Genomic DNA, 20,705 nt, shown 5'->3' with positions numbered 1-20,705 from the left:
GTCAGCAACCTCGATGGCGTCCCTCAGATCTCGATGGCCGGCGTGATGACGGGGCGGCTCTGCGGGTCGTCCAGCCTGCGCATGACGAGGTGGACGAGCCCGCGCTGCACCGAGGTGAAGCTGAACCGGCCGGCGTCGTCGGTCGTCGTCTCCTGCGTGCGCGAGCGCTCCCGCAGCTCGATGTGGGTCGGGCCGGTCGTCACCCATCCGCTGAGCCGGGCATCGGTCCCGTCGACCAGCTCGATCGTGATCATGGCGCTGAGCTGTTCGCTGGAGAAGGTGATCGTGCCGGTGCGGTCGTAGTCGGTCGAGCGCACCCCGGCCAGCTCAGCCGTGGTCGTCGTGATCTCCGCGATCTCGGCCTCGAGGGCCGCGACCGACATCGCGAACTTGGCGCGCTCCGCGAGGCCGCTCGGCACCGGGTCGCTGGCCTGGAGGATCGACCTGAGCGTGGTGAGGGCCCGCAGGTCCTGCTCGTCGATGGGCTCGTCGGCGACGGTGTCCCAGTCGTGGTCGGCGGTCATGACGTCGCCCACCCGGGGTCGCCGAGCAGGGCTGTTCGGAGCTTGGCCAGGCACCGGCCGCGCGTGGGGCCGATGCTGCCGACCGGCATACCGAGGGCCTCTGCCACCTGGGCGTAGTCGGGCCGTTCAGCGAGGGCGATGACGCGCAACAGCTGTTGGCACCGCTCGGGGAGGTCCTTGAAGTGGCGCCAGAGCGTGCCCTGCTCCTGGCTGCGCACGACCGCATCGGCGGGCTCGTCGCCCGTCGTGGGCACGCCGGGCATGGCGTCGCCGATGTCCTCACGCACGTCCTCGCGGCGCGACCGCTTCGACACCGCCCAGGCCTCGCGGCGGGTGGTGGTGAGCAACCACTTCAGGACGCCCTGCGGGTCGGTGATGCCGGACGCGTGCTGGACGAGCGACAGCCAGGTGTTCTGGACGACGTCCTCGGCCTGCGCGGTGCTGAGACCCTGGCCCCGGGCGGTGTGCCACAACAGCGCGGTGGTGCTGTCGACGAGCTCCGACATCCCCTCCGGGCGGCCGTCGCGGTAGTCGCTGAACGCGTTCGCGGCCAGCTCGGCCAGGCTTCGCGTGCCCCCCTCTGCGTGCATCACCGCTCTCCCTCCTCGACCATCGCGCTCGCCTTCCCGAGGATCTCGAGCCTGGCCTTCACGTCGGCGTCCTCGGCGAGCTCGCACCGCACGAGGGCGGCCGCGACGTCACCGGCGTAGGCAGGAGCCGCGAACGAGGTGCCGCTCCACAACCCGAAGCCGCTGGAGTAGTCGTCCGGATCGCAGGCTCCCCGCGCCGGGTCGTGCCCCGCCGGCTGGGCGAGCACCGGCTGCAGGCTGCCGTCGAACGTGACGGGCATCGTGCTGACCACCGCCGTGCCGCGCCGGTATGCCGTGACCCACGACCCGGTGTTGGAGTAGACCGAGACCGTGGCGCCGTCGGGGTTGTACGCCCCGACGCTGGTGATCGCGATGTCGTAGCCGCCCGCGATCGCGAAGGCGGCGGGGTAGAACTCGTGGTTGGTGCCTCCGTTGCCCGCAGCGGCGACCACCGCGACGCCGGTGCCGGCGAGCGCGCGCAGCACGCTGGAGAAGGCCGGCTCGTCGTCGAACGCGCCCGGGGTCTCGTGGTAGTAGCCCAACGAGAGCGAGAGGACGTCGACCGCCGGGCCCTTGCCGCGACCGGAGTGCACCAGCAGCTGGCGCACGTAGAGCAGCCCGAGCGTCTCCACCAGGAAGGCCTCGTCCGTGACGCCATCGCCGTGCATGACCGGCACGATCATGAGGGTCGCGTCGGGGCAGCGCTGGCGCACGACGCCCGCGATGAAGGTGCCGTGCCCGGCCAGCGGGTCGAGCAACCCGTTCACGCGGTCGAGGGTGCACCCCGTCAGCTCCGGGTCCTCGGCCGGCGTGAACCGCAGGCCGATCGGGAGCCCGTCGACGGTCACGTCGCGGATGACCCGGTCCGCGAACCACGGGTGCTCACCCAAGCCGGTGTCGAGCAGGGCCACGACGGGTCCGCCCTTGCGGGTGGGGGCCGGGACCGGCGCGCCCCAGACCACCGGGCACCGGGGCGACGGGCCGCCCCCGGGCATCTGCACGTCGTCGTCGCCGACCCCCGAGCCGTAGCCCACGCCGGAGCCGTAGCCGACCCCGGAGCCGTACCCCACGCCCGAGCCGTAGCCCACGCCCGAGCCGTATCCGACGCCCGAGCCGTAGCCGGCCGCCGTGACGATGTGGCTCAGGCTCACTGACCTGGCGGCGTCAGGATCCTCGGCGCGCAGGGTCTGCAGGATCAGCCAGGCGTCCGGGGCGACGACGGGCCGGTTGGGCAGCGGTCGGAACTCGACCGTCGTCGAGACGGCCGGGTCGACCTGGTCGCCGAGCTCGTTCTGCTCCACCAGTGCCTCGAACCGCTCGTCGCGGCGAGCCTCCACCGAGTAGCCGAGCCGCTCGGCGATCGCCGACAGCGCGCTGATCGGTCCCTGCGCCGAGCGGGTGGCGAGGCCACGCACGAGGAGCCGGTTGCCGGCATACAGGGTGGGTTCGAGGGCGTCGTCACCGTCGAGGCGCACGGCCTTCGACGGGTCGAGCACGCGCACGTCGAGACGACGCGCCGCCGAGCGCGGGATCGCGACCGAGGGCGTGGGACCCGGCCCGGACTGCGGCGGGGGAGTCGATGCGGCCATGGATTCTCCTGTGCTGGTGCCGACCACGCAGTGCAGTGTTCAGCGTAGTGAGGGATCGCTTCGTCTGACAGGAGAAGCGGGCGGGTCGGGTGATACCGGACGTCACCGGAAATCTGGTCGTCGGAGCGGGCCGGACGAACGCATGGAAAGACTTTCGGAAAACTTCTCGACGGGATGTATCAGGACCGCGGGGTCCGGCTCTTGTCCACTGTCAGACCTGGTCGGGGGACGAGGTGGGCACAACGAGAGGAAGCCTCATGTCATGCAGGATCCGTCGCAGGGGGCGACGGGTCACGCAGATGGAGGACCGCTGGGCACAGGGGTGCCAGCGGACCGGACGGCAGGTCGTGGGGGCGTGCTGCCGTCCCGCCCCAAGGGGCGCGTCGCCGGGTAGGTCAGGTCGAGGAAGGTGCTGGTCAGGGGTTCCCAGCACGCGCCAGGCCGGACCTTCTCGGCGACGCGCATACAGACCTCGTATGCCGTGCCGCTTCGTGCTGTGCGCCGCGTCGCGCGCCGCTGGGGTGACCGCTCAGGCGGGTGGTCCCGTCAGGGCAGCTTGCCCGGACCGGGACCGAACCCGGTGGTGTCGGCGTGCAGCCGGCCGTCGGTGCCGCGGTGGAGGGTCTCCGGGAGGTCCTCACCCGTGAACCGCTCCTTGGCGCTCGCGCCGGCGGTCTTCGCGACGTCGCCGAGCTTGGCGGCCACGACGGGCGCCTGCTCCTTGACGACCTGCTTGACCGTGTCGACGCGCGTCTGGACGGGGTCGCTGCCCCAGACCCGGTCGGCCTGGGTCTTGATCTGCTGGTAGCGCTTCTGACCGGCCTTGGCCCCGAGCACGTAGCCCGCAGCGAGACCGGCGAGGAAGGACAGCTTTGCCATGGTTCGCATCCTTTGGTCGGGTCTTCGACCTTAACCCATGATCCTGACAAACGTGCTGGTCAGCGGCTTGCCCAAGGTGGGACTACGTGCCGGGTGGGCGAGGGAGTGACGAAACTCCCTGGCGTGCGTGGATGAGCTCCCGTTTCATGGGCCGAGGAGCCCGAGTGGGATGACGGCTACCCCGTCGGGGCGTCGGTAGGCGTGTTCCCCGGTGGTGAGCACGACGGCGTCTGCGAGCTGGTCCCCAAGCTCGTCGCGCAGCCACAGGAGGTGTTTCACGTCGGCGTCGCTCACGCTCGCGGCGAGCTTGACCTCGAATGCCACGACGGCCCGGTCGTCGTCGCGTTCGAGGATGAGGTCGACTTCGTGGCGGCCAGTGCCCAGGCGCAGGTGAGACACGTCCGCGCGGGCTGCGGCGGCGAAGACTCGAACGCTCATGGTGGCCAGCGACTCGAACAGCTGCCCGAGGTAGGTCCCGTCGGCAGGGGTGAACACGTTGTCGGCGCCCTTGAGAAGGCTGGCTCGCGTGATGCCGGCCAGTCGCGCCGCGAGGGCTGGGTCGGCGAGGTGGTGCTTGGGCGCCTCGGTGAGCCTGTTCAAGTGGTTGCGACTGGGGGTCCAGGCGGGCAGCTCGTCAAGAATGCGCAGCTCGGTCAGGGTGTCGATGTACGGCATCGTGGTCGTCTTCGCCGGCTTCTCCCCATGGTTGGCTGAGGCTGCGTCCCGAATCTTCTCCCAGGACGTCGCGGTCGACACGGCGGCCGCGTACGCCCGCAACCATGCCTTGAGCGTCGCGGGCCGCCGCACTCTCAGCCCGGCCTCTGGCACGTCCCGGTCAACGATGCGGTCCAGGTACCCGTTGAGCTGGGTGGTCAGCGCGGTCCCGGACAGGTGCTGCATCCCGGGGAAGCCGGAACCGAGGATGAGGTCGGCGTAGTCCGCCAGGCGGAGGGGGCAAGTGCCACCGATCTTGGTGCCGCCGGCGAACAGGTCAGCGGTGCTGACCGTGGGGACGCTCGCGCCGCGTTCGGGAATGGTCAAAGGGCGCATTCGCAACGAGGCGATACGCCCTGCCCCAGAGTGTGCCCCCCGTGGGGGCGCTGACCCGGTGAGCAGGACACGGCCTGGCCTCAGGTCTCGGTCCACGAAGTCCTTCACCTCATCCCAGAGGTGCGCGACCTTCTGGTACTCGTCAAACAGCACCGGAGGCTGAGCACTGATGGCCGCCAGGGGGTCCGCTGAGACGACCTGCGCCACGGCAGGCCGGTGCAGCTGCCAGACCGTGCTGGCACGGTGTTCCGCGGTCCGTGTCTTACCGACGGCCTTGGGGCCATCGAGCAGAAGCGCGGGCAGCTGTGGCATCAGGTCGTCCAACTGCTCGTCGATCACCCGCTGGACGTACCCGGTGCGGAAGTCATGAACCATGACCCCAACACTACTTCCCTGCCACCTTCTACGCTACCGTTCTGCCCACCGTTACACTACTGTTCTGCCACCTTCTACCCTACCGTTCTGCCAGCCGTTGCGCCCGTGTTGCCGCCTGAGGCCGCCCAGACCCGCGCGGGGTGCAGGGCACCGAGACCGCGCCCCCGAAGGCCCCCAGACATGGGGAAACCCCGACTGGACCTGAAGTCCAGCCGGGGTTTCGTCACTCAGGGACCTCCAGGTTCGGTAGGTCCCTCTGGGCGGCGGGTGTGGGATTTGAACCCACGAGAGGTTGCCCTCTGGTCGCTTTCAAGGCGACTGCACTAGGCCACTATGCGAACCCGCCCGGGGTGCGCGCCAACTATTCCAGACCTTCCCATCCCGCCGTGAGCGAGTACCGTGGAGGAAAAGCGACGACACGCCACGAAGCAGGTGGTCGCACACTGGATTGCGGTCCGAAATGTGTTGAATAGCAGCATAATTCGCACCGCGACCTCACAAGTTCGGTGTCACTCATACGCGAATTGAAGGATCCTGAAGTCACGGCCACGCGACTAGCGTCTGCGGTGGGGGAGATGAGACGTCCGCTCTAGGGCGGCGGGCCGAAGGCCGGGCAACCCTGCAGCCCGGCCTTCGCGCCGTCCGGACCCGATGCTCACGAGCGCCTCAGCGCGCCCGCCCCTGACGGCCACCGGCGAGGGCGGCGTCGGCCAGGGCGTCCGCGAGGGCGTCGAGGTCCTCGGTCGCGGCGCCCACGGTGACCCGCACGTGGCCCCCCGCCCCGGCGCCGCCCGCCTCGGGTGGGCCGATCCGGAACGGCGCACCCGCGGCCACGCCGATCCCCCTGCTCGCGAGTCGCACCACGGCGGCGGTCTCGTCCTCGACCGGCACCCAGATGTTGATGCCCTCGGTCCCGGGCACGTCGACCCCGCGGGCCGCGAGGGCGTCGACCACCGTGGCGCGCCGCGCGGCATACGTGGTGGACGCATGGGCCACCTGTGCGCGGGCGGTCTCGCTGGTGAGCAGCCCCAGCAGCACCTGCTGCAACAGTCGGCTCGACCAGCCCTGGCCCAGCTCGCGGCGGACGGTCAGGGCTCGGTGCAGGGCCGTGGGCGTGCTCAGGGCTGCGAGCCGGAGGTCCGGTCCGTGCGACTTCGAGAACGACCGGATGTATGCCGTGTGCTCGGGTCGCCAGCGACCCAGGCTCACCAGCGCCTCGGACGACAGCCCGGCCGCGGAGTCGTCCTCGACCACCAGCGTCTCGGTGCCCTCGAGCAGGGCGGCGACGGCCTCGGCGCGGGCCGTGGTCATGGTGACGCCGACGGGGTTCTGGGCCCGTGGCTGGAGGAAGATGGCGACCACCGGCTCGCGCAGCGCCTCCGCGAGGGCGCCGAGCTCGAGCCCCTCGTCGTCGAGCGGCACCCCGACCAGCTGGACGCCGACCGACTCGAGGAGGTCGACCAACGGCGGGAAGCCGGGATCCTCGACCACGACCCGGTCACCGAACCGGAGCGTCGTCCGCACGATGAGGTCCATGGCATCCATGGCGCCGTCGACGACGGCCAGGTTGGCCGCGGCATACGGCCAGTCCTGGCGCAGCGCATCGGCGAGGGCAGGGAGCACGGGGTCGTCGAGGTAGCTGCCCGTGGTGGGCGCGGACGTCAGCTGGGTGAGCACTGCGCCGAGCGACGGCAGCAGGGCCGGGTCGGGCACGCCGGTGGACAGGTCGAGGGTGAACACCGACTCGTGGCGCAGGGCCTGGCGGTAGCGACCTGCGGTGGCGACCCCGCCCTGGTCGAGGACGGTCGTGCCGCGCCGGCCGTCGGTGTGGACCGCGCCCGACCGTGCCAGCAACGCCCAGGCCGCGCTCACCGTCGTGGGCGACAGCGCGAGCTCGGCGGCCACTGTCCTGATCGGCGGCAGCCGGTCGCCCGCCCCCAGCTCGCCGTCCCTGATCGCGGCCGACACTGCATGGGCGAGACCCTTGGCGGTGGGCTGGTCGAGGCGCTGTTCGAGCGCGGAGAGCAGTGCGGTCATGTTTGTACCATAGCAATCACAGCATTGTGTTACCAGCGAGTGGATCGTATGGTGGGTGCATGACGACGCGCATCTCCCACTGGATCGACGGCCGCCTCCACGAGGGCAGCTCCGGACGCTCGGCACCGGTGCACAACCCGGCTACCGGCGTGGTCACTGCCGAGGTCGACCTGGCCTCGGTCGAGGAGGTCGACGCCGCGGTGCAGGTCGCGGCCGCCGCGGCCCGCGAGTGGCGCCACACCTCGCTGTCGCGTCGCTCCGCGGTCCTCTTCGCCTTCCGGGAGCTCCTCCACCAGCGCACCCCCGAGCTGGCCGCGATCATCACGGCCGAGCACGGCAAGGTGCGCTCGGACGCCGCAGGCGAGATCGCCCGCGGCCTCGAGAACGTCGAGTTCGCGACCGGCGTGCCGAACCTCCTCAAGGGCGGGTTCAGCGAGCAGGCCGCGACCGGGGTCGACGTCTACAACATCCGCCAGCCGCTCGGCGTCGTGGCCGGCATCACGCCGTTCAACTTCCCCGCCATGGTGCCGCTGTGGATGTGCGCGAACGCCATCGCCTGCGGTAACGCCTTCATCCTCAAGCCCAGTGAGAAGGACCCGTCCGCAGCGCTGTTCCTGGCCCAGCTGTGGAAGGAGGCCGGCCTGCCCGACGGCATCTTCACCGTCGTCCACGGTGACAAGGTCGCCGTGGACGCGATCCTCGACCACCCCGCCATCGCTGCGGTCAGCTTCGTCGGGTCCACGCCGATCGCCAAGTACATCTACGAGCGCGGCACCGCCAACGGCAAGCGCGTGCAGGCGCTCGGCGGCGCCAAGAACCACGCCCTCGTCCTCCCGGACGCCGACATCGACATGGCGGCCGACGCGGTCGTCTCCGCCGCCTACGGCTCGGCCGGCGAGCGGTGCATGGCGCTGTCCGTGGCCGTGGCGGTCGGCGACGTCGCCCAGCCGCTGGTCGACGCCATCGCGGCCCGCCTGCCCAAGCTCACCGTCGGCGACGGGGCCGACCCCGACACCGACATGGGGCCGCTCATCACCGCGGAGCACCGCGACAAGGTCGCCGGCTACGTCGACGCCGGCGAGTCCGCCGGCGCGGCCGTGGTCGTCGACGGGCGCACGGGTGACCACCCGCAGGAGGGCTTCTTCCTGGGGACCACGCTGCTCGACCACGTCACTCCCGAGATGACCGTCTACACCGACGAGATCTTCGGGCCAGTGCTGTCGGTCGTCCGCGTCGACACCTACGAGGCCGGCATCGCGCTCATCAACAGCAACCAGTACGCCAACGGCACCGCGATCTTCACGCGTGACGGTGGCGTGGCCCGCCAGTTCCAGTACGACGTCGAGGTCGGCATGGTCGGCATCAACGTGCCGATCCCGGTGCCGGTGGCCTACTACTCGTTCGGTGGCTGGAAGGACTCCCTCTTCGGCGACACCCACATGTACGGCCCGGAGGGCATCAACTTCTACACCCGGGGCAAGGTCGTGACGCAGCGCTGGCCCGACCCCGCGACCTCCAGCGTGGACCTCGGCTTCCCGCGCACCCGCTGACGCGCACCCGCTGACGCGCGCCTGCTGTCGCGCGCCCGCTGTCGCAAGCCGCCAGACTGTCCGGAACACCCGGCATACCAAGGACTCCCGATGACCGACACGCTGCCCACCGCCGCCGCCACCGCCACCTCCGCCACTGCCTTCACGACGAACACCGAGGCACAGGTGCGTCGCGACGACCGCGCCCACGTCTTCCACTCCTGGTCGGCGCAGGGGCTGATCGACCCGCTGCCCATCGCCGACGCACTGGGGTCGTACTTCACCGACTACTCGGGCAAGCGGTACCTCGACTTCTCGAGCCAGCTGGTCAACGTCAACATCGGCTACCAGCACCCGAGGCTCGTCGCGGCGATCCAGGAGCAGGCCGGGCGGCTGACGACCATCAGCCCGGCCTTCGCGAACGACGCCCGCTCCGAGGCCGCCCGCCTCATCTCCGAGCTCGCGCCGGGTGACCTCAACCGGGTCTTCTTCACCAACGGCGGCGCAGAGGCGACCGAGAACGCCCTGCGCATGGCCCGCCTCCACACCGGGCGCCACAAGGTGATGGCTGCCTACCGCAGCTACCACGGCGCGACCGCGGGAGCCATTGCCCTGACTGGTGATCCGCGCCGGTGGCCGTCCGAGCCGGGTATGCCGGGCATCGTGCGTTACTGGGGTCCCTACCCCTACCGCTCCGCGTTCCACGCCCAGGACGAGCAGGAGGAGGGCGTCCGCGCGCTCCAGCACCTGCGCGACCTCGTGGCCGTCGAGGGTCCGCAGACCATCGCGGCGATCATCCTCGAGACCGTGGTCGGCACCAACGGGATCCTGGTGCCACCGCCTGGGTACCTCCAGGGAGTCCGCGACCTGTGCGACGAGTTCGGGATCGTCATGATCGCCGACGAGGTGATGGCCGGGTTCGCCCGCTGCGGTGAGTGGTTCGCGATCGACCACTGGGGCGTCACCCCCGACCTCATCACCTTCGCCAAGGGCGTCAACAGCGGGTACGTCCCGCTCGGCGGGGTCATCATCTCCGATCGGATCGCCCAGACCTTCGACCAGCGGCCGTTCCCCGGTGGGCTCACCTACTCCGGTCACCCGCTCGCCTGCGCTTCCGCCGTGGCATCCATCGCCATCTTCAAGGACGAAGGGATCGTCGAGCACGCTCGCTCGCTCGGCACCGACGTCATCGGGCCCGGGCTGCGCGAGCTCGCGGAACGGCACCCCAGCGTCGGCGAGGTCCGAGGGTTGGGAGCCTTCTGGGCGCTCGAGCTGGTGCGCGACCGCGTGACCCGCGAGCCGCTCGTGCCGTTCAACGCCGGTGGGGCTGACGCCAAGCCGATGAACGACTTCGCAGCCGTCTGCAAGGAGCGCGGGCTCTGGCCGTTCATCCACTTCAACCGCACCCACGTCGTGCCGCCGTGCACCACCACCGCCGACGAGGTGCGCGAAGGCCTCGCCATCCTCGACGAGGCGCTGACGGTCGCCGACGCCTTCTACACCGGCGCGGACGCCTGACCTCGGTGGGTCATCCCGCGCTGGCCGACGCGGCGCCGGCGGTCTATTGGCTCGACCAGCCCGATCGACCTGCGCGTCGCCCGGGACTGGAGGGTGTCCGTTCCGCCGACCTGGTCGTCGTGGGCGCCGGCTACTCCGGCCTCTGGACGGCCCTGCTGGCCAAGGAAGCCGACCCGTCCCGCGACGTCCTCGTCCTCGAGGCGGGCACCGTGGGCTGGGCGGCGTCGGGGCGCAACGGCGGCTTCTGCTCCGCGAGCCTGACGCACGGTGAGGCCAACGGGATGGCCCGTTGGCCGCAGGAGTATGCCGCCCTGCACCGCCTGGGGCTGGCGAACCTGGACGCCATCGAGGCGACGGTGCGCAGGTATGGGATCGAGTGTGACTTCCGGCGCTCGGGCGAGCTCACCGTGGCCACCCAGCCGCACCAGGTGGAGTGGTTGTCCGAGGAGGCGGGGGGTGAGCTCCTCGACCGCGACGCGGTGCGCGCCCACCTCGACTCACCCACCTACCTGGCCGGGCGCTACCAGCCGCACGAGACGGCGATCGTCGATCCGGCCCGCCTGGCGTGGGGTCTCGCGGGCGCGGCCGAGTCGCTGGGCGTCCGCATCGCCGAGGGGGTGCGCGTGACGGACTTGTCGACGGCGGGGTCGGGGGTGGACGTCACCACCGCCGGTGGCGAGGTCGTCCGCGCTGGCCGGGTCGCCTTGGGCACCAACGCATTCCCGTCCCTGGTCCGTCGCACCCGGTTGCACACGGTGCCCGTCTACGACTACGCCCTCATGACCGAGCCGTTGACGGACGCCCAGCTCGACAGCCTCGGGTGGTCGAGCCGGGCGGGTGTGGGCGACATGGCCAACCAGTTCCACTACTACCGGCTCTCGGCCGACAACCGCATCCTCTGGGGCGGCTACGACGCGATCTACCACTACGGCCGTCGGCTCGAGCCGTCGCTCGACCAGCGGCCCGCGACCTTCGACCGGTTGGCCACCCACTTCTTCGAGACCTTCCCCCAGCTCGAGGGGCTCCGCTTCAGCCACCAGTGGGGTGGCGCGATCGACACCTGCACCCGGTTCTGCGCGTTCTACGGCACCGCACACCGCGGACGGGTCGCCTATGCCACTGGTTTCACCGGGCTGGGCGTCGGCGCGACCCGCTTCGGCGCGCAGGTCATGCTCGACCTGCTCGGCGGAACCGAGACCGAGCGCACCAGACTGGCCATGGTGCGGGAGAAGCCACTGCCGTTCCCGCCGGAACCGTTGGCCTACACCGGGATCCAGCTCACCCGCTGGGCGCTCGCGGGCGCCGACCGACACGAGGGACGGCGCAACCTCTGGCTTCGGGCGCTGGACCGCGCCGGCCTTGGGTTCGACTCCTAGGCCTCGACCGACTCCTGGCTGGTCACCGGGGTGAGGTGGTCGCGAAGGATCTCGGCGGCGACCTCGTCGGGGGTCCGCCGCGTCCGCGTCGCCTCCTCGACCAGGGCCGCCGCGACGTCCGCCGGAAGGGACAGCACGGCGCCCTCCGGCCTGCGGTGGGTGGTCGGGCCGGGCCCGAACTTCAGCAGCGCAGCGCCCACGACCGTGCCCAGCACGTCAAGGATGGCGACCACACCCAGCGCGCGGTAGTACGTGTCGTCCCCGGGGTGCACGTCGAGGACGAGGAGGCTGGTCAGCACGGCCAGCAGTGCCGCCAAGCCGATCGTGGTCGTGAGGATCCGTCGTGCCACCGAGCGCGATCCCTCCTCGGCGACGAGGAGCAGACAGATGTGCGCAAGGGTCGCCGCGATGATCGCGCTGATCCCGAACGTCTTCACCAGCCAGTCCGCGGGAGCCTTGTCGAAGCCGCTCCAGATCATCAGGAGCCCGGTCGACAGTGGGACGAGGACGATCGCGCCTCCGGCGACCCCGACGGGTTGGGTCCTGCGCCCGGCCGTCGTGAGGTAGCAGAGCACGGCGATGCTGACGACGCCCACGAGGAGAGTGGTCATGAGGACCTGTCCCTCGGTCTCCCCGAACTCGCCCCCGCTGAGGAGGGCGGCGATGCCCAGGAGCGCCGCCAGGGAGAACGAGCCGATGGTGACGCGCACGATCCAGCGCCGGACGGGAGCTGTGGAGGTGGTCATGCTCCATCGTGGTGGACCGTGCGGTCCTGCGCCTGAGTACAAGGTCCCGGACAGCATGGCTCGATCTGGTCGCGCGGTCCGGGCTGTCACCACCGAGTAGGGCACGGCCTCGGCGTCGACCGGGGTGCGAGGATGGCCGGGTGAGCCTCCCCGAGCCGCGCGCCCTCGACCTGCCGCGAACGCCACCGCTGCGGTTGCACGGTCGGACCTTCGACGCGTCGAACCCGGCGGTCATGGGGATCATCAACCGCACCAGCGACTCCTTCTTCGCGGGCAACCGCCACGCCGACCTCGAGTCCGCCAAGCGCGCCCTCGACGCCGCGGTCGAGGCCGGCGCCGACATCGTCGACGTCGGCGGCGTGCGCGCCGGGCAGGAGGGCGAGGTCGTCGGGCCGCAGGAGGAGATCGACCGGGTCATCCCCTTCCTGGCCCATGCCCGTGAGACCTACCCCGACCTCGCGCTCAGCCTCGACACGTGGCGGTCCGAGGTGGCGACGGAAGCCGGGCGACACGGCCTCGACCTCGTCAACGACACGTGGGCTGGTCACGACCCCGAGCTCGTCCACGTCGCGGCCAAGATCGGCGCCGGCGTGGTCTGCTCCCACACGGGGGGACTGCCGCCGCGCACCGACCCGGTGAAGGTGACGTACGGCCCCGACCCGCTCGACGTCGTCCGCGACGTGCTCCGCACGTTGGCCGGCGGTGCTGCGGCTGCCGAGCAGGCCGGCATACCGGCGGACCGCATCCTCATCGACCCCACGCTCGACTTCGGCAAGACCACCATGCACTCCCTGGAGGTGCTGCGGCACACCGCCGAGGTGGCGGAGCTCGGCTTCCCGATCCTCCAGGCATTGTCGCGCAAGGACTTCGTGGGTGAGTCGCTGGGGCTCGAGGCCGACGACCGGCTCGAAGGCACCTTGGCGGCGACGGCCGTCGCGGCCTGGCTGGGCGCCACGGTCTTCCGCGCGCACGACGTGCGCGCCACCCGCCGGGTCGTCGACATGGTCGCCGTGATCCGAGGCGACCGCGCGCCGGTCCGCGCCGTACGCGGCGCGTAGCAACCGCTGCCGAGAGGCCCTATCGGGGGCCTCGTCGATGCCATCGCACGCAAGTCGACACGGCAGGTGGGTTCCGCAGCCTGAGCCGACCGCCAGCGGTGTCCACGTCCCCTGAACGCAGTCGAGGGCCATCACTGCTGTCAGGTGTCCGTTTTGTTCATCAGCCGAACGGTCAGCAAACAGGTGGGGCATTCGTGCATTTTCGCCAATCGCCCGTTTCATCGCCCGATAGGCCCATACCGTCCCTGACCTGCGGGTTCTTTACTCGTGTCAGGGCTCAGCTTTCTCAGGGGTGTGCATCATGCTTGGTCAATTCTCTGTGCTTTCGCGTGCAATGGGGCGCCGCGGTCGTGTAGGAGCCGTGCTGGCGGTCTCGGCGCTGGTTCTTGCTGGCATCGCGCCGGTCGCGGAGGCGGCCTCGGTGGCCAGCGCGGTGTTCACCGGCGGGGCAGGTACGTACACCTCAGGCGGCACCATCTACGCCAAGCAGGGCGCGGCCCTGACGCTCACGGTGAACACGGACGCGACGACCCAGTGCGTCGACGTGATCGACGGAACGGGCGCGACCATCGCGACGCAGACCTCCGACAAGAACCCGAAGAGCCTGTGGGTCTTCAGTGGGGCCGCCTACACGTGGCTGACCGCCGGCGCCGGCTCCGGCACGATCGCGTACACCACCAAGGCGTGGAAGAGCGTCAACCCTCAGGGCAAGTGCACGGCGAACGGCGGCGAAACCTTCGGCATCCAGTCCGCCAGCTACACCCTCGACAACACCGCGCCCACTGCCAGCGCCACCGTGACCCCGGCACCCAACGGGGCCGGCTGGAACAAGGCCAACGTCAGCATCACCTGGACCGGCTCGGACCCCGGCGGTTCGGGCATCAAGACCCTGGCACCCGCCACCGACTCGGTCACCACTGACGGAACGGTGACGAAGACGACCACGGTCACGGACAACGTGGGGAACCAGGGGACCGGCTCGGTCGAGGTCAAGCTCGACAAGACGGCGCCGACCATCGTGGGTGCTCTCACGCCGGCTGCCAACGCGAACGGCTGGAACAACACGGACGTCACCATGTCGTTCACCCCGAGCGACGCGACCTCGGGCGTCAAGAGCTCTTCCGCCCCGACCACCCTCACCGGCAGTGCGGCCAACCAGTCAGTCATCGGGACCGTGACTGACAACGCGGACAACACCGCGAGCACCACGGTCAGCGGGATCAACATCGACAAGGTCGCGCCGACCCTGTCCGGCACGCCGACCTCGAGCCCCAACGCGGCCGGTTGGTACAGGGGTGACGTCACCGTGGCGTGGACCGCCACCGACGCACTGTCCGGCACAACCAACCCGGCGAACAGCACGGTCACCGGTGAGGGCGCCGCCCTGACCGCCAGCGCCACCGCCACCGACCTGGCGGGCAACGCGACGAACGCGCAGTCGGCAGCGGTCAAGATCGACCGCACGGCCCCCAACACGACCGTCACAGCGCCGCCCGCTTGGAACAAGAGCGACTTGACGCTCTCCCTCGTGCCGAACGACGGCCTGTCCGGCGTCGACAAGACCTTCTTCCAGCTCGATGGTGGGGCCCAGACGGCCGGCACCAGCGTGCCCGTGACCACCGAGGGCAACCACACCCTGACGTTCTGGAGCACCGACGTCGCGGGCAACACCGAGGTCGCCCACACCGTGAGCTTCGGGATCGACAAGACCTCGCCGACCATCGGCCACACCCAGGACCCCGCGGCGAACGCGGACGGCTGGAACAACGCGAACGTCACGGTGACGTTCAGCTGCTCCGACGCCCTGTCCGGCGTTGCCAGCTGCACCGGCCCCCAGACCGTCACCACCGAGGGTGCGGCCCAGACCGTCACCGGCACCGTCCGGGACAACGCGGGCAACACCGCGACCGACCCGGCCCAGGTGAGCCTCGACAAGACCAAGCCCGTCATCACCGTCGATGCCCTGCCGGCTCCGAATGCGAACCTCTGGTACGGCGACGACGTCACCGCCACCTTCTCCGCGACCGACGCCCTCTCGGGCATCAAGACCCAGGACAAGGCGCACACGTTCGGTGAAGGAGCCGGGCAGACCTTCACCGCGACGGCGACGGACACCGCAGGCAACAGCGCCTCGGTGACGACCCCGGCCGTGAGCGTCGACAAGACCGCCCCGACCATCACCGGCAAGGTCGTCGGCACCCCGAACGCCAAGGGCTGGTTCACCGGCGACGTCACGGTCCACTGGAGCTGCGCCGACAACCTGTCCGGCGTGGTCGCCTGCCCCGCCGACGCAGTCGTCACGGGCGAGGGCAGTGACCTGTCCGCCTCTGCCAGTGTCTCCGACAAGGCGGGCCACACCGCCTCGGCGACCGTCGACGGCATCAAGATCGACCGCACGGCGCCGACCACCTCGGCGACCGATGTCCCTGCTGGCTGGGTCAACGCTCCGGTCACCGTGGGTCTCACGGCCAACGACAACCTTTCCGACATCGACAGCACCTACTACGCCATCGACGGCGCGACCACCTTCACCAAGGGTGACACCGTCACGGTCGGCTCCGAAGGCGTGCACTCGGTCCGCTACTACTCGGTCGACAAGGCGGGCAACGCCGAGGTCGCGAAGAGCTTCACGGTCAGGGTGGACCTGTCCTCGCCGAGCATCACGCCCAGCCAGTCGCCAGCGCAGGTCAACGGCTGGAACAACACCGACGTCACCGTCAGCTTCTCGTGCGACGACCAGGCGAACCTCTCCGGGCTCAAGGACTGCAGCCAGCCCGTGACGGTCTCCACGGACGGCAAGGCTCAGGAGGTCACCGGCACCGCGACCGACAACGCGGGCAACTCCGTCACCGGCACGGCGACGGTCAACCTCGACAAGACGGCGCCGACCATCACCGGGGCTCCCGACCGCGCGGCCAACGCGGCCGGGTGGTACTCCGACGACGTCACCGTCTCGTTCGACGGCAAGGACAGCCTCTCCGGCATCGACACCGTCACCGGTCCGCAGCACCTGGGAGAAGGCGCCGACCAGACCGTCGACGGCAGTGCTGTCGACAACGCCGGCAACCGTGCCAGCACCTCCGTCACCGGTGTCAACATCGACAAGACCGCGCCCAACCTGAGCGCGGCTCCCACCACCGAGCCCAATGAGAACGGTTGGTACAAGAGCGACGTCACGCAGACCTGGTCGGCCGATGACGCCCTCTCCGGACTCGCCGGTGCCAAGCCGGCCGACGTGGTGCTCTCCTCCGAGGGCGCGGGGCAAACCGTCTCCGGGTCGGTGAGCGACAAGGCGGGCAACACGACCAACGCCACCAGCGCACCGGTCAAGATCGACAAGACGGCTCCGAGCACGGACGTATCCGCCCCCAGTGGTTGGGTGAACAGCAGTGCAGTCGTGACCTTCGCCGGACACGACGCCCTCTCGGGCGTCAGCTCGACCCACTACTCGCTCGACGGCGGACCTGACACGATCGGTACGGACGTGACCATCGGGACCGAGGGGACGCACACGATCCGCTACTACACCGGTGACAAGGCCGGCAACGTGGAGACCGCCAAGGCCGTCACGGTGCGGATCGACGAGAGCAACCCGACGATCACCCACACCCTCGACCCCAAGGCGAACGCCAACGGGTGGAACAAGTCCGACGTCACGGTGACGTTCACGTGCGACGACCAGTCCACCCTCTCCGGCATCGCCTCCTGCACCACTCCCCAGACCGTCACCACCGAGGGCAAGGACCAGGCGGTCACGGGCACCGCGACCGACAACGCGGGTAACGTCGCGACCGACCCGGCCACCGTGAGTCTCGACAAGACCAAGCCGACGATCACGGGGAGCCGTGCCCCGGCAGCCAACGTGCACGGCTGGAACAACACCGATGTCACTGTGCATTTCGACGGCTCCGACACCCTGTCCGGCATCGACAGCGTGACGGCTGACAAGACGTTGGGTGAGGGCACCGACCAGTTCCTCGAGGGCACCGCGGTCGATGCGGCGGGCAACTCGGCCAGCACCACAGTCGGCGGCATCAACGTCGACGAGACCGCACCGACCCTGACGGGGAAGCCGACCACCGCGGCGAACGTCAACGGCTGGTACAAGGGCGACGTCACCATCGACTGGACCGCCGCCGACGACCGCTCCGGTGTCCTGGCGACCCCGGCGAACAGCACCATCTCGGGTGAGGGCAACGGTCTGAAGGAGACCGCAACCGTGACCGACAAGGCCGGCAACTCCACCACGGCGGACAGCGCGGCGGTCAAGATCGACCGCACCGCTCCCACCACCGGCGCCAACGCCCCCCTCGGCTGGAACAACACCGCGGTCACGGTCAGCCTCGACCCGGCCGACGGGCTGTCCGGGGTGGACGCGACCTTCTACTCCGTGGATGGCGACGCAGCAGTCGAGGGCACCCTGCTGACCATCGACACCGAGGGTGACCACACCCTGAAGTACTGGAGCGTGGACGAGGCCGGCAACGTCGAGGCCACCCACACCACCGCGGTGAAGATCGACCTCACCAACCCCACGGTGGGCCATACGGTCACCCCGGCCCCGAACGCCAAGGGCTGGAACAACTCACCGGTGACGGTGGCCTACCAGTGCGACGACGCGCTCTCCGGCGTGGCGACCTGTTCTCCGGATGTGAAGGTCAGCACCGACGGGCAGGACCAGGCCGTCCCCGGCACCGCCGTGGACAACGCGGGCAACACCTTCACCGACCCCGCCACCGTCAGCATCGACACCGTGGCGCCCCGGATCGGGGGCAGTCCGGACCGCGCGGCCAACGCCAACGGCTGGTATGCCGGGGACGTCACGGTCGGCTTCCGCTGCCTGGACGCCCTGTCCGGCATCGCCAGCTGCCCGTCGCCCGTCACCCTCGGTGAGGACGGGGACCAGCTCGTCACCCGGACCGCGACGGACGCCGCCGGCAACAGCACGAGCGCCACGGTCGGCCCGATCAACATCGACAAGACGGCCCCGACCCTGAGCGGCGCGGCCACCACTGAGCCCAACGGGGCCGGTTGGTACAAGGGCGACGTCACGGTGAAGTGGACGGCCGCCGACGCGCTCTCCGGCATCGATGGCGCAGCGCCGGCCGACAGCACGATCGACGGCGAGGGCACGAACCTCAAGGTCAGCACCTCGATCCGCGACCTGGCGGGCAACGAGACCTCGGCCACGAGCGCGGCGGTCAAGATCGACCGCACTGCTCCGAGCACCACGGTCTCGGACGTCTCCGACTGGAGCAACAGTGCCGTCACGGTGAAGCTGACCGCCGGGGACAACCTGTCCGGTGTCGCGGTGACGAAGTACCAGCTGGACGGCGACCAGGTCGCCGACGGCACCAGTGTCACGATCGACAGTGAGGGCGTCCACACCCTCCAGGTGTGGAGCGTGGACAACGCCGGCAACGTCGAGGCACAGCAGAACGTCACGGTGAAGATCGACAAGACGGCTCCTGGCATCAGCCACACCCAGGCGCCGGCAGCCAACACGCGGAGCTGGAACAACAGCGACGTGACGGTCACCTTCACCTGTTCCGACAACGGATCCGGCATCGCGTTCTGCGCATCACCCGTGACCAAGGGCGAAGGCGCGGCGCAGAAGGTGCTCGGCATGGCAACGGACAAGGCGGGCAACTCCGCATCGGACGAGACGACGGTCAACGTCGACAAGACCAAGCCCACCGCGACGGGGACCCTGTCCGCCGACGCGAACGGCAATGGCTGGTTCAAGGCCAACGTGACCGCGTCGTTCACCTGCGCCGACCAGGACGGTCTGTCCGGCGTCCTCTCGTGCCCCGCCGCCAAGACCTTGGGCGAGGGCGCGAACCAGAGCGTCGGCGGCACCGCCATCGACGCCGCGGACAACGAGAGCGAACTCTTCACGATCAAGGGGATCAACGTCGACAAGACCGACCCGACCCTGAGCGGCGCTGTCACCACGGCTCCCAACGGCAACGGCTGGTACAACGCCGACGTCACCGTCCGGTGGACCGCCGCCGACTCGCTGTCCGGTATCGACGGGGCCAGCCCGGCCGACAGCCTCGTCACCAGCGAGGGCGCCGCGCTTTCCACCAGTGCGTCGGTCACCGACAAGGCCGGCAACTCGGTCAGCACCACGGTCGAGGCCCTCAAGATCGACCGGCACGCCCCCAGCACGGTCGCCACGGCTCCCAACGGCTGGCAGAGCACCGACGTGACCGTGACGCTGAGCGCGACCGACAACCTGTCGGACGTCGCGGGCACCTACTACACGGTCGACGGAGGGGCGCAGAAGACCGGCACCTCGATCAGTCTCACCACCGAGGGCGCGCACAAGGTCGTCTACTGGAGCGTCGACAAGGCCGGCAACACGGAGACGGCTTCGACCGTCACTGTGCTGGTCGACAAGACGGCGCCCACCATCACCGCCCGGGCGACCACGAGCCCGAACGGGAACGGTTGGTACAACGCCCCCGTGACGGTGGCCTTCGACTGCTCCGACGCCGTGAGCGGGATCGCCAGCTGCCAGCCTGACGCAACGCTCGCCGCTCAGGGTGCCAACAGCGCCACAGGCACGGCGGTGGACAACGCCGGCAACCGGGGCACCGTGACGCTGAGCGGGATCAAGGTCGACACGGTCGCGCCGGTGGTCACGATCGGCGGAGTCAGGGACGGCGCCATCTACACGGTGGGTGCGGTGCCTGCCGCAACGGCGTCGGCGACCGACGGCACCAGCGGGCTGGCGGCTCCGGCTACGGGGACCAGGACCGGCGGAACGGCGAACGGGGTCGGCACCTTCACCTACACGGCCACCGCGACCGACAAGGCCGGCAATGTGGGCACCGCCACGGTGACCTACCGAGTCCTCTACGGCTACGGCACGACGCTCTTCCTGCAGCCGGTGAACGACACGGCACACCAGACGGGTGTTGCGACCAGCGTGTTCAACGCCGGCCAGACCATCCCGATGAAGTTCCAGCTCAAGAACGCTGCGGGCCAGGTCATCCAGGCCGGCTCCGCGCCCAAGTGGCTCACCCCGGTCAAGGGCAGCGCCACGACGGCAGCGGTCAACGAGTCGGCCTACCCGGCGACGGAGACGGTCGGTGGCACGTACACCTGGGACGGCACGCAGTACCAGTACAACTGGAAGACGGACAAGACGCAGGCGGGCTCGTACTGGCGGGTCGGGGTGACCCTCGACGACGGGCAGACGTACTACGTCAACATCGCACTGCGCTGATCGGGGCAGGGGGCGCGGGGTGAGGGGGCGAGGGGCTCGGGGAGGTCGCAGGGGGACCGCCCCGAGCCCCGAGCCTGCCGGGTCAACCCCGGGCCCGTTTCCGTGCTCGGAGAAGCCCGGAAAATTGCGGATCTCGACCGGCACGAACCCCGCCGTGCGTGCTAGCGTTTCTCACGGTTGCATCAAGCAGTTCCTCGCAA

Annotated in this window: 12 protein-coding genes and 1 tRNA gene; 5 read left to right on the top strand and 8 right to left on the bottom strand. The window is 70.1% G+C overall.

Features of this window, described 5'->3' with window-relative positions:
* Positions 1 to 23 precede the first annotated feature (23 nt).
* The 7 genes from AC1DX8_RS12135 to AC1DX8_RS12105 form a co-directional block, all read right to left on the bottom strand.
* Positions 24 to 524 (bottom strand): hypothetical protein, encoded by a 501-nt coding sequence (locus AC1DX8_RS12135; RefSeq protein WP_477630179.1) that lies wholly within the window; start codon positions 522 to 524, stop codon positions 24 to 26.
* Entirely contained in the window at positions 521 to 1,114 is a 594-nt protein-coding gene (locus AC1DX8_RS12130; RefSeq protein ID WP_477630187.1) for an RNA polymerase sigma factor, read from the bottom strand. The genes AC1DX8_RS12135 and AC1DX8_RS12130 overlap by 4 nt, the downstream gene beginning before the upstream one ends.
* Positions 1,114 to 2,703, bottom strand: coding sequence for a S8 family peptidase (locus AC1DX8_RS12125; protein ID WP_477630178.1), 1,590 nt, complete (start codon positions 2,701 to 2,703; stop codon positions 1,114 to 1,116). The genes AC1DX8_RS12130 and AC1DX8_RS12125 overlap by 1 nt, the downstream gene beginning before the upstream one ends.
* Positions 2,704 to 3,249: 546 nt before the next feature.
* Complete coding sequence (locus AC1DX8_RS12120; protein ID WP_477630177.1) at positions 3,250 to 3,582, bottom strand: YtxH domain-containing protein; 333 nt, start codon at positions 3,580 to 3,582, stop codon at positions 3,250 to 3,252.
* Between the two features lie 144 nt (positions 3,583 to 3,726).
* Positions 3,727 to 5,007, bottom strand: coding sequence for an ATP-binding protein (locus tag AC1DX8_RS12115; RefSeq protein ID WP_477630176.1), 1,281 nt, complete (start codon positions 5,005 to 5,007; stop codon positions 3,727 to 3,729).
* Positions 5,008 to 5,268: 261 nt separating this feature from the next.
* Positions 5,269 to 5,353 (bottom strand) — tRNA-Ser (locus AC1DX8_RS12110).
* A gap of 320 nt (positions 5,354 to 5,673) precedes the next feature.
* Entirely contained in the window at positions 5,674 to 7,044 is a 1,371-nt protein-coding gene (locus AC1DX8_RS12105; protein WP_477630175.1) for an aminotransferase-like domain-containing protein, read from the bottom strand.
* 59 nt (positions 7,045 to 7,103) lie between these two features.
* On the opposite strand from AC1DX8_RS12105, the gene AC1DX8_RS12100 reads away from it, so the two are divergent.
* The 3 genes from AC1DX8_RS12100 (at position 7,104) to AC1DX8_RS12090 (ending at position 11,467) form a co-directional block, all read left to right on the top strand.
* Positions 7,104 to 8,594 carry a CoA-acylating methylmalonate-semialdehyde dehydrogenase gene (locus AC1DX8_RS12100; RefSeq protein WP_477630174.1) on the top strand — a complete coding sequence of 497 codons (1,491 nt, stop codon included), beginning with the start codon at positions 7,104 to 7,106 and terminating at the stop codon, positions 8,592 to 8,594.
* 90 nt (positions 8,595 to 8,684) lie between these two features.
* Positions 8,685 to 10,091: an aminotransferase class III-fold pyridoxal phosphate-dependent enzyme gene (locus AC1DX8_RS12095; RefSeq protein WP_477630173.1), complete on the top strand. Its 1,407-nt coding sequence runs from the start codon at positions 8,685 to 8,687 to the stop codon at positions 10,089 to 10,091.
* Positions 10,092 to 10,096: 5 nt separating this feature from the next.
* Positions 10,097 to 11,467 carry an NAD(P)/FAD-dependent oxidoreductase gene (locus tag AC1DX8_RS12090; protein ID WP_477630172.1) on the top strand — a complete coding sequence of 457 codons (1,371 nt, stop codon included), beginning with the start codon at positions 10,097 to 10,099 and terminating at the stop codon, positions 11,465 to 11,467.
* On the opposite strand, the gene AC1DX8_RS12085 is transcribed toward AC1DX8_RS12090, so the two are convergent.
* Positions 11,464 to 12,213, bottom strand: a complete 750-nt coding sequence (locus AC1DX8_RS12085) for a hypothetical protein (RefSeq protein WP_477630171.1) — start codon at positions 12,211 to 12,213, stop codon at positions 11,464 to 11,466. The two genes, AC1DX8_RS12090 and AC1DX8_RS12085, sit on opposite strands and share 4 nt — an antisense overlap.
* 140 nt (positions 12,214 to 12,353) lie before the next feature.
* Here AC1DX8_RS12085 and folP point away from each other — a divergent pair, with 140 nt between their 5' ends.
* Together folP and AC1DX8_RS12075 are read left to right on the top strand one after the other, a co-directional pair.
* Positions 12,354 to 13,271: a dihydropteroate synthase gene (folP, locus tag AC1DX8_RS12080; protein WP_477630170.1), complete on the top strand. Its 918-nt coding sequence runs from the start codon at positions 12,354 to 12,356 to the stop codon at positions 13,269 to 13,271.
* Positions 13,272 to 13,632: 361 nt separating this feature from the next.
* Positions 13,633 to 20,505 (top strand): OmpL47-type beta-barrel domain-containing protein, encoded by a 6,873-nt coding sequence (locus AC1DX8_RS12075; protein WP_477630169.1) that lies wholly within the window; start codon positions 13,633 to 13,635, stop codon positions 20,503 to 20,505.
* Positions 20,506 to 20,705 lie beyond the last annotated feature (200 nt).

It is taken from the genome of Pedococcus sp. P2_A3 (assembly GCF_056405035.1).
The sequence above is the reverse complement of the archived record's forward strand: the minus strand, read 5'-3'. Positions and strand labels throughout refer to the sequence as shown.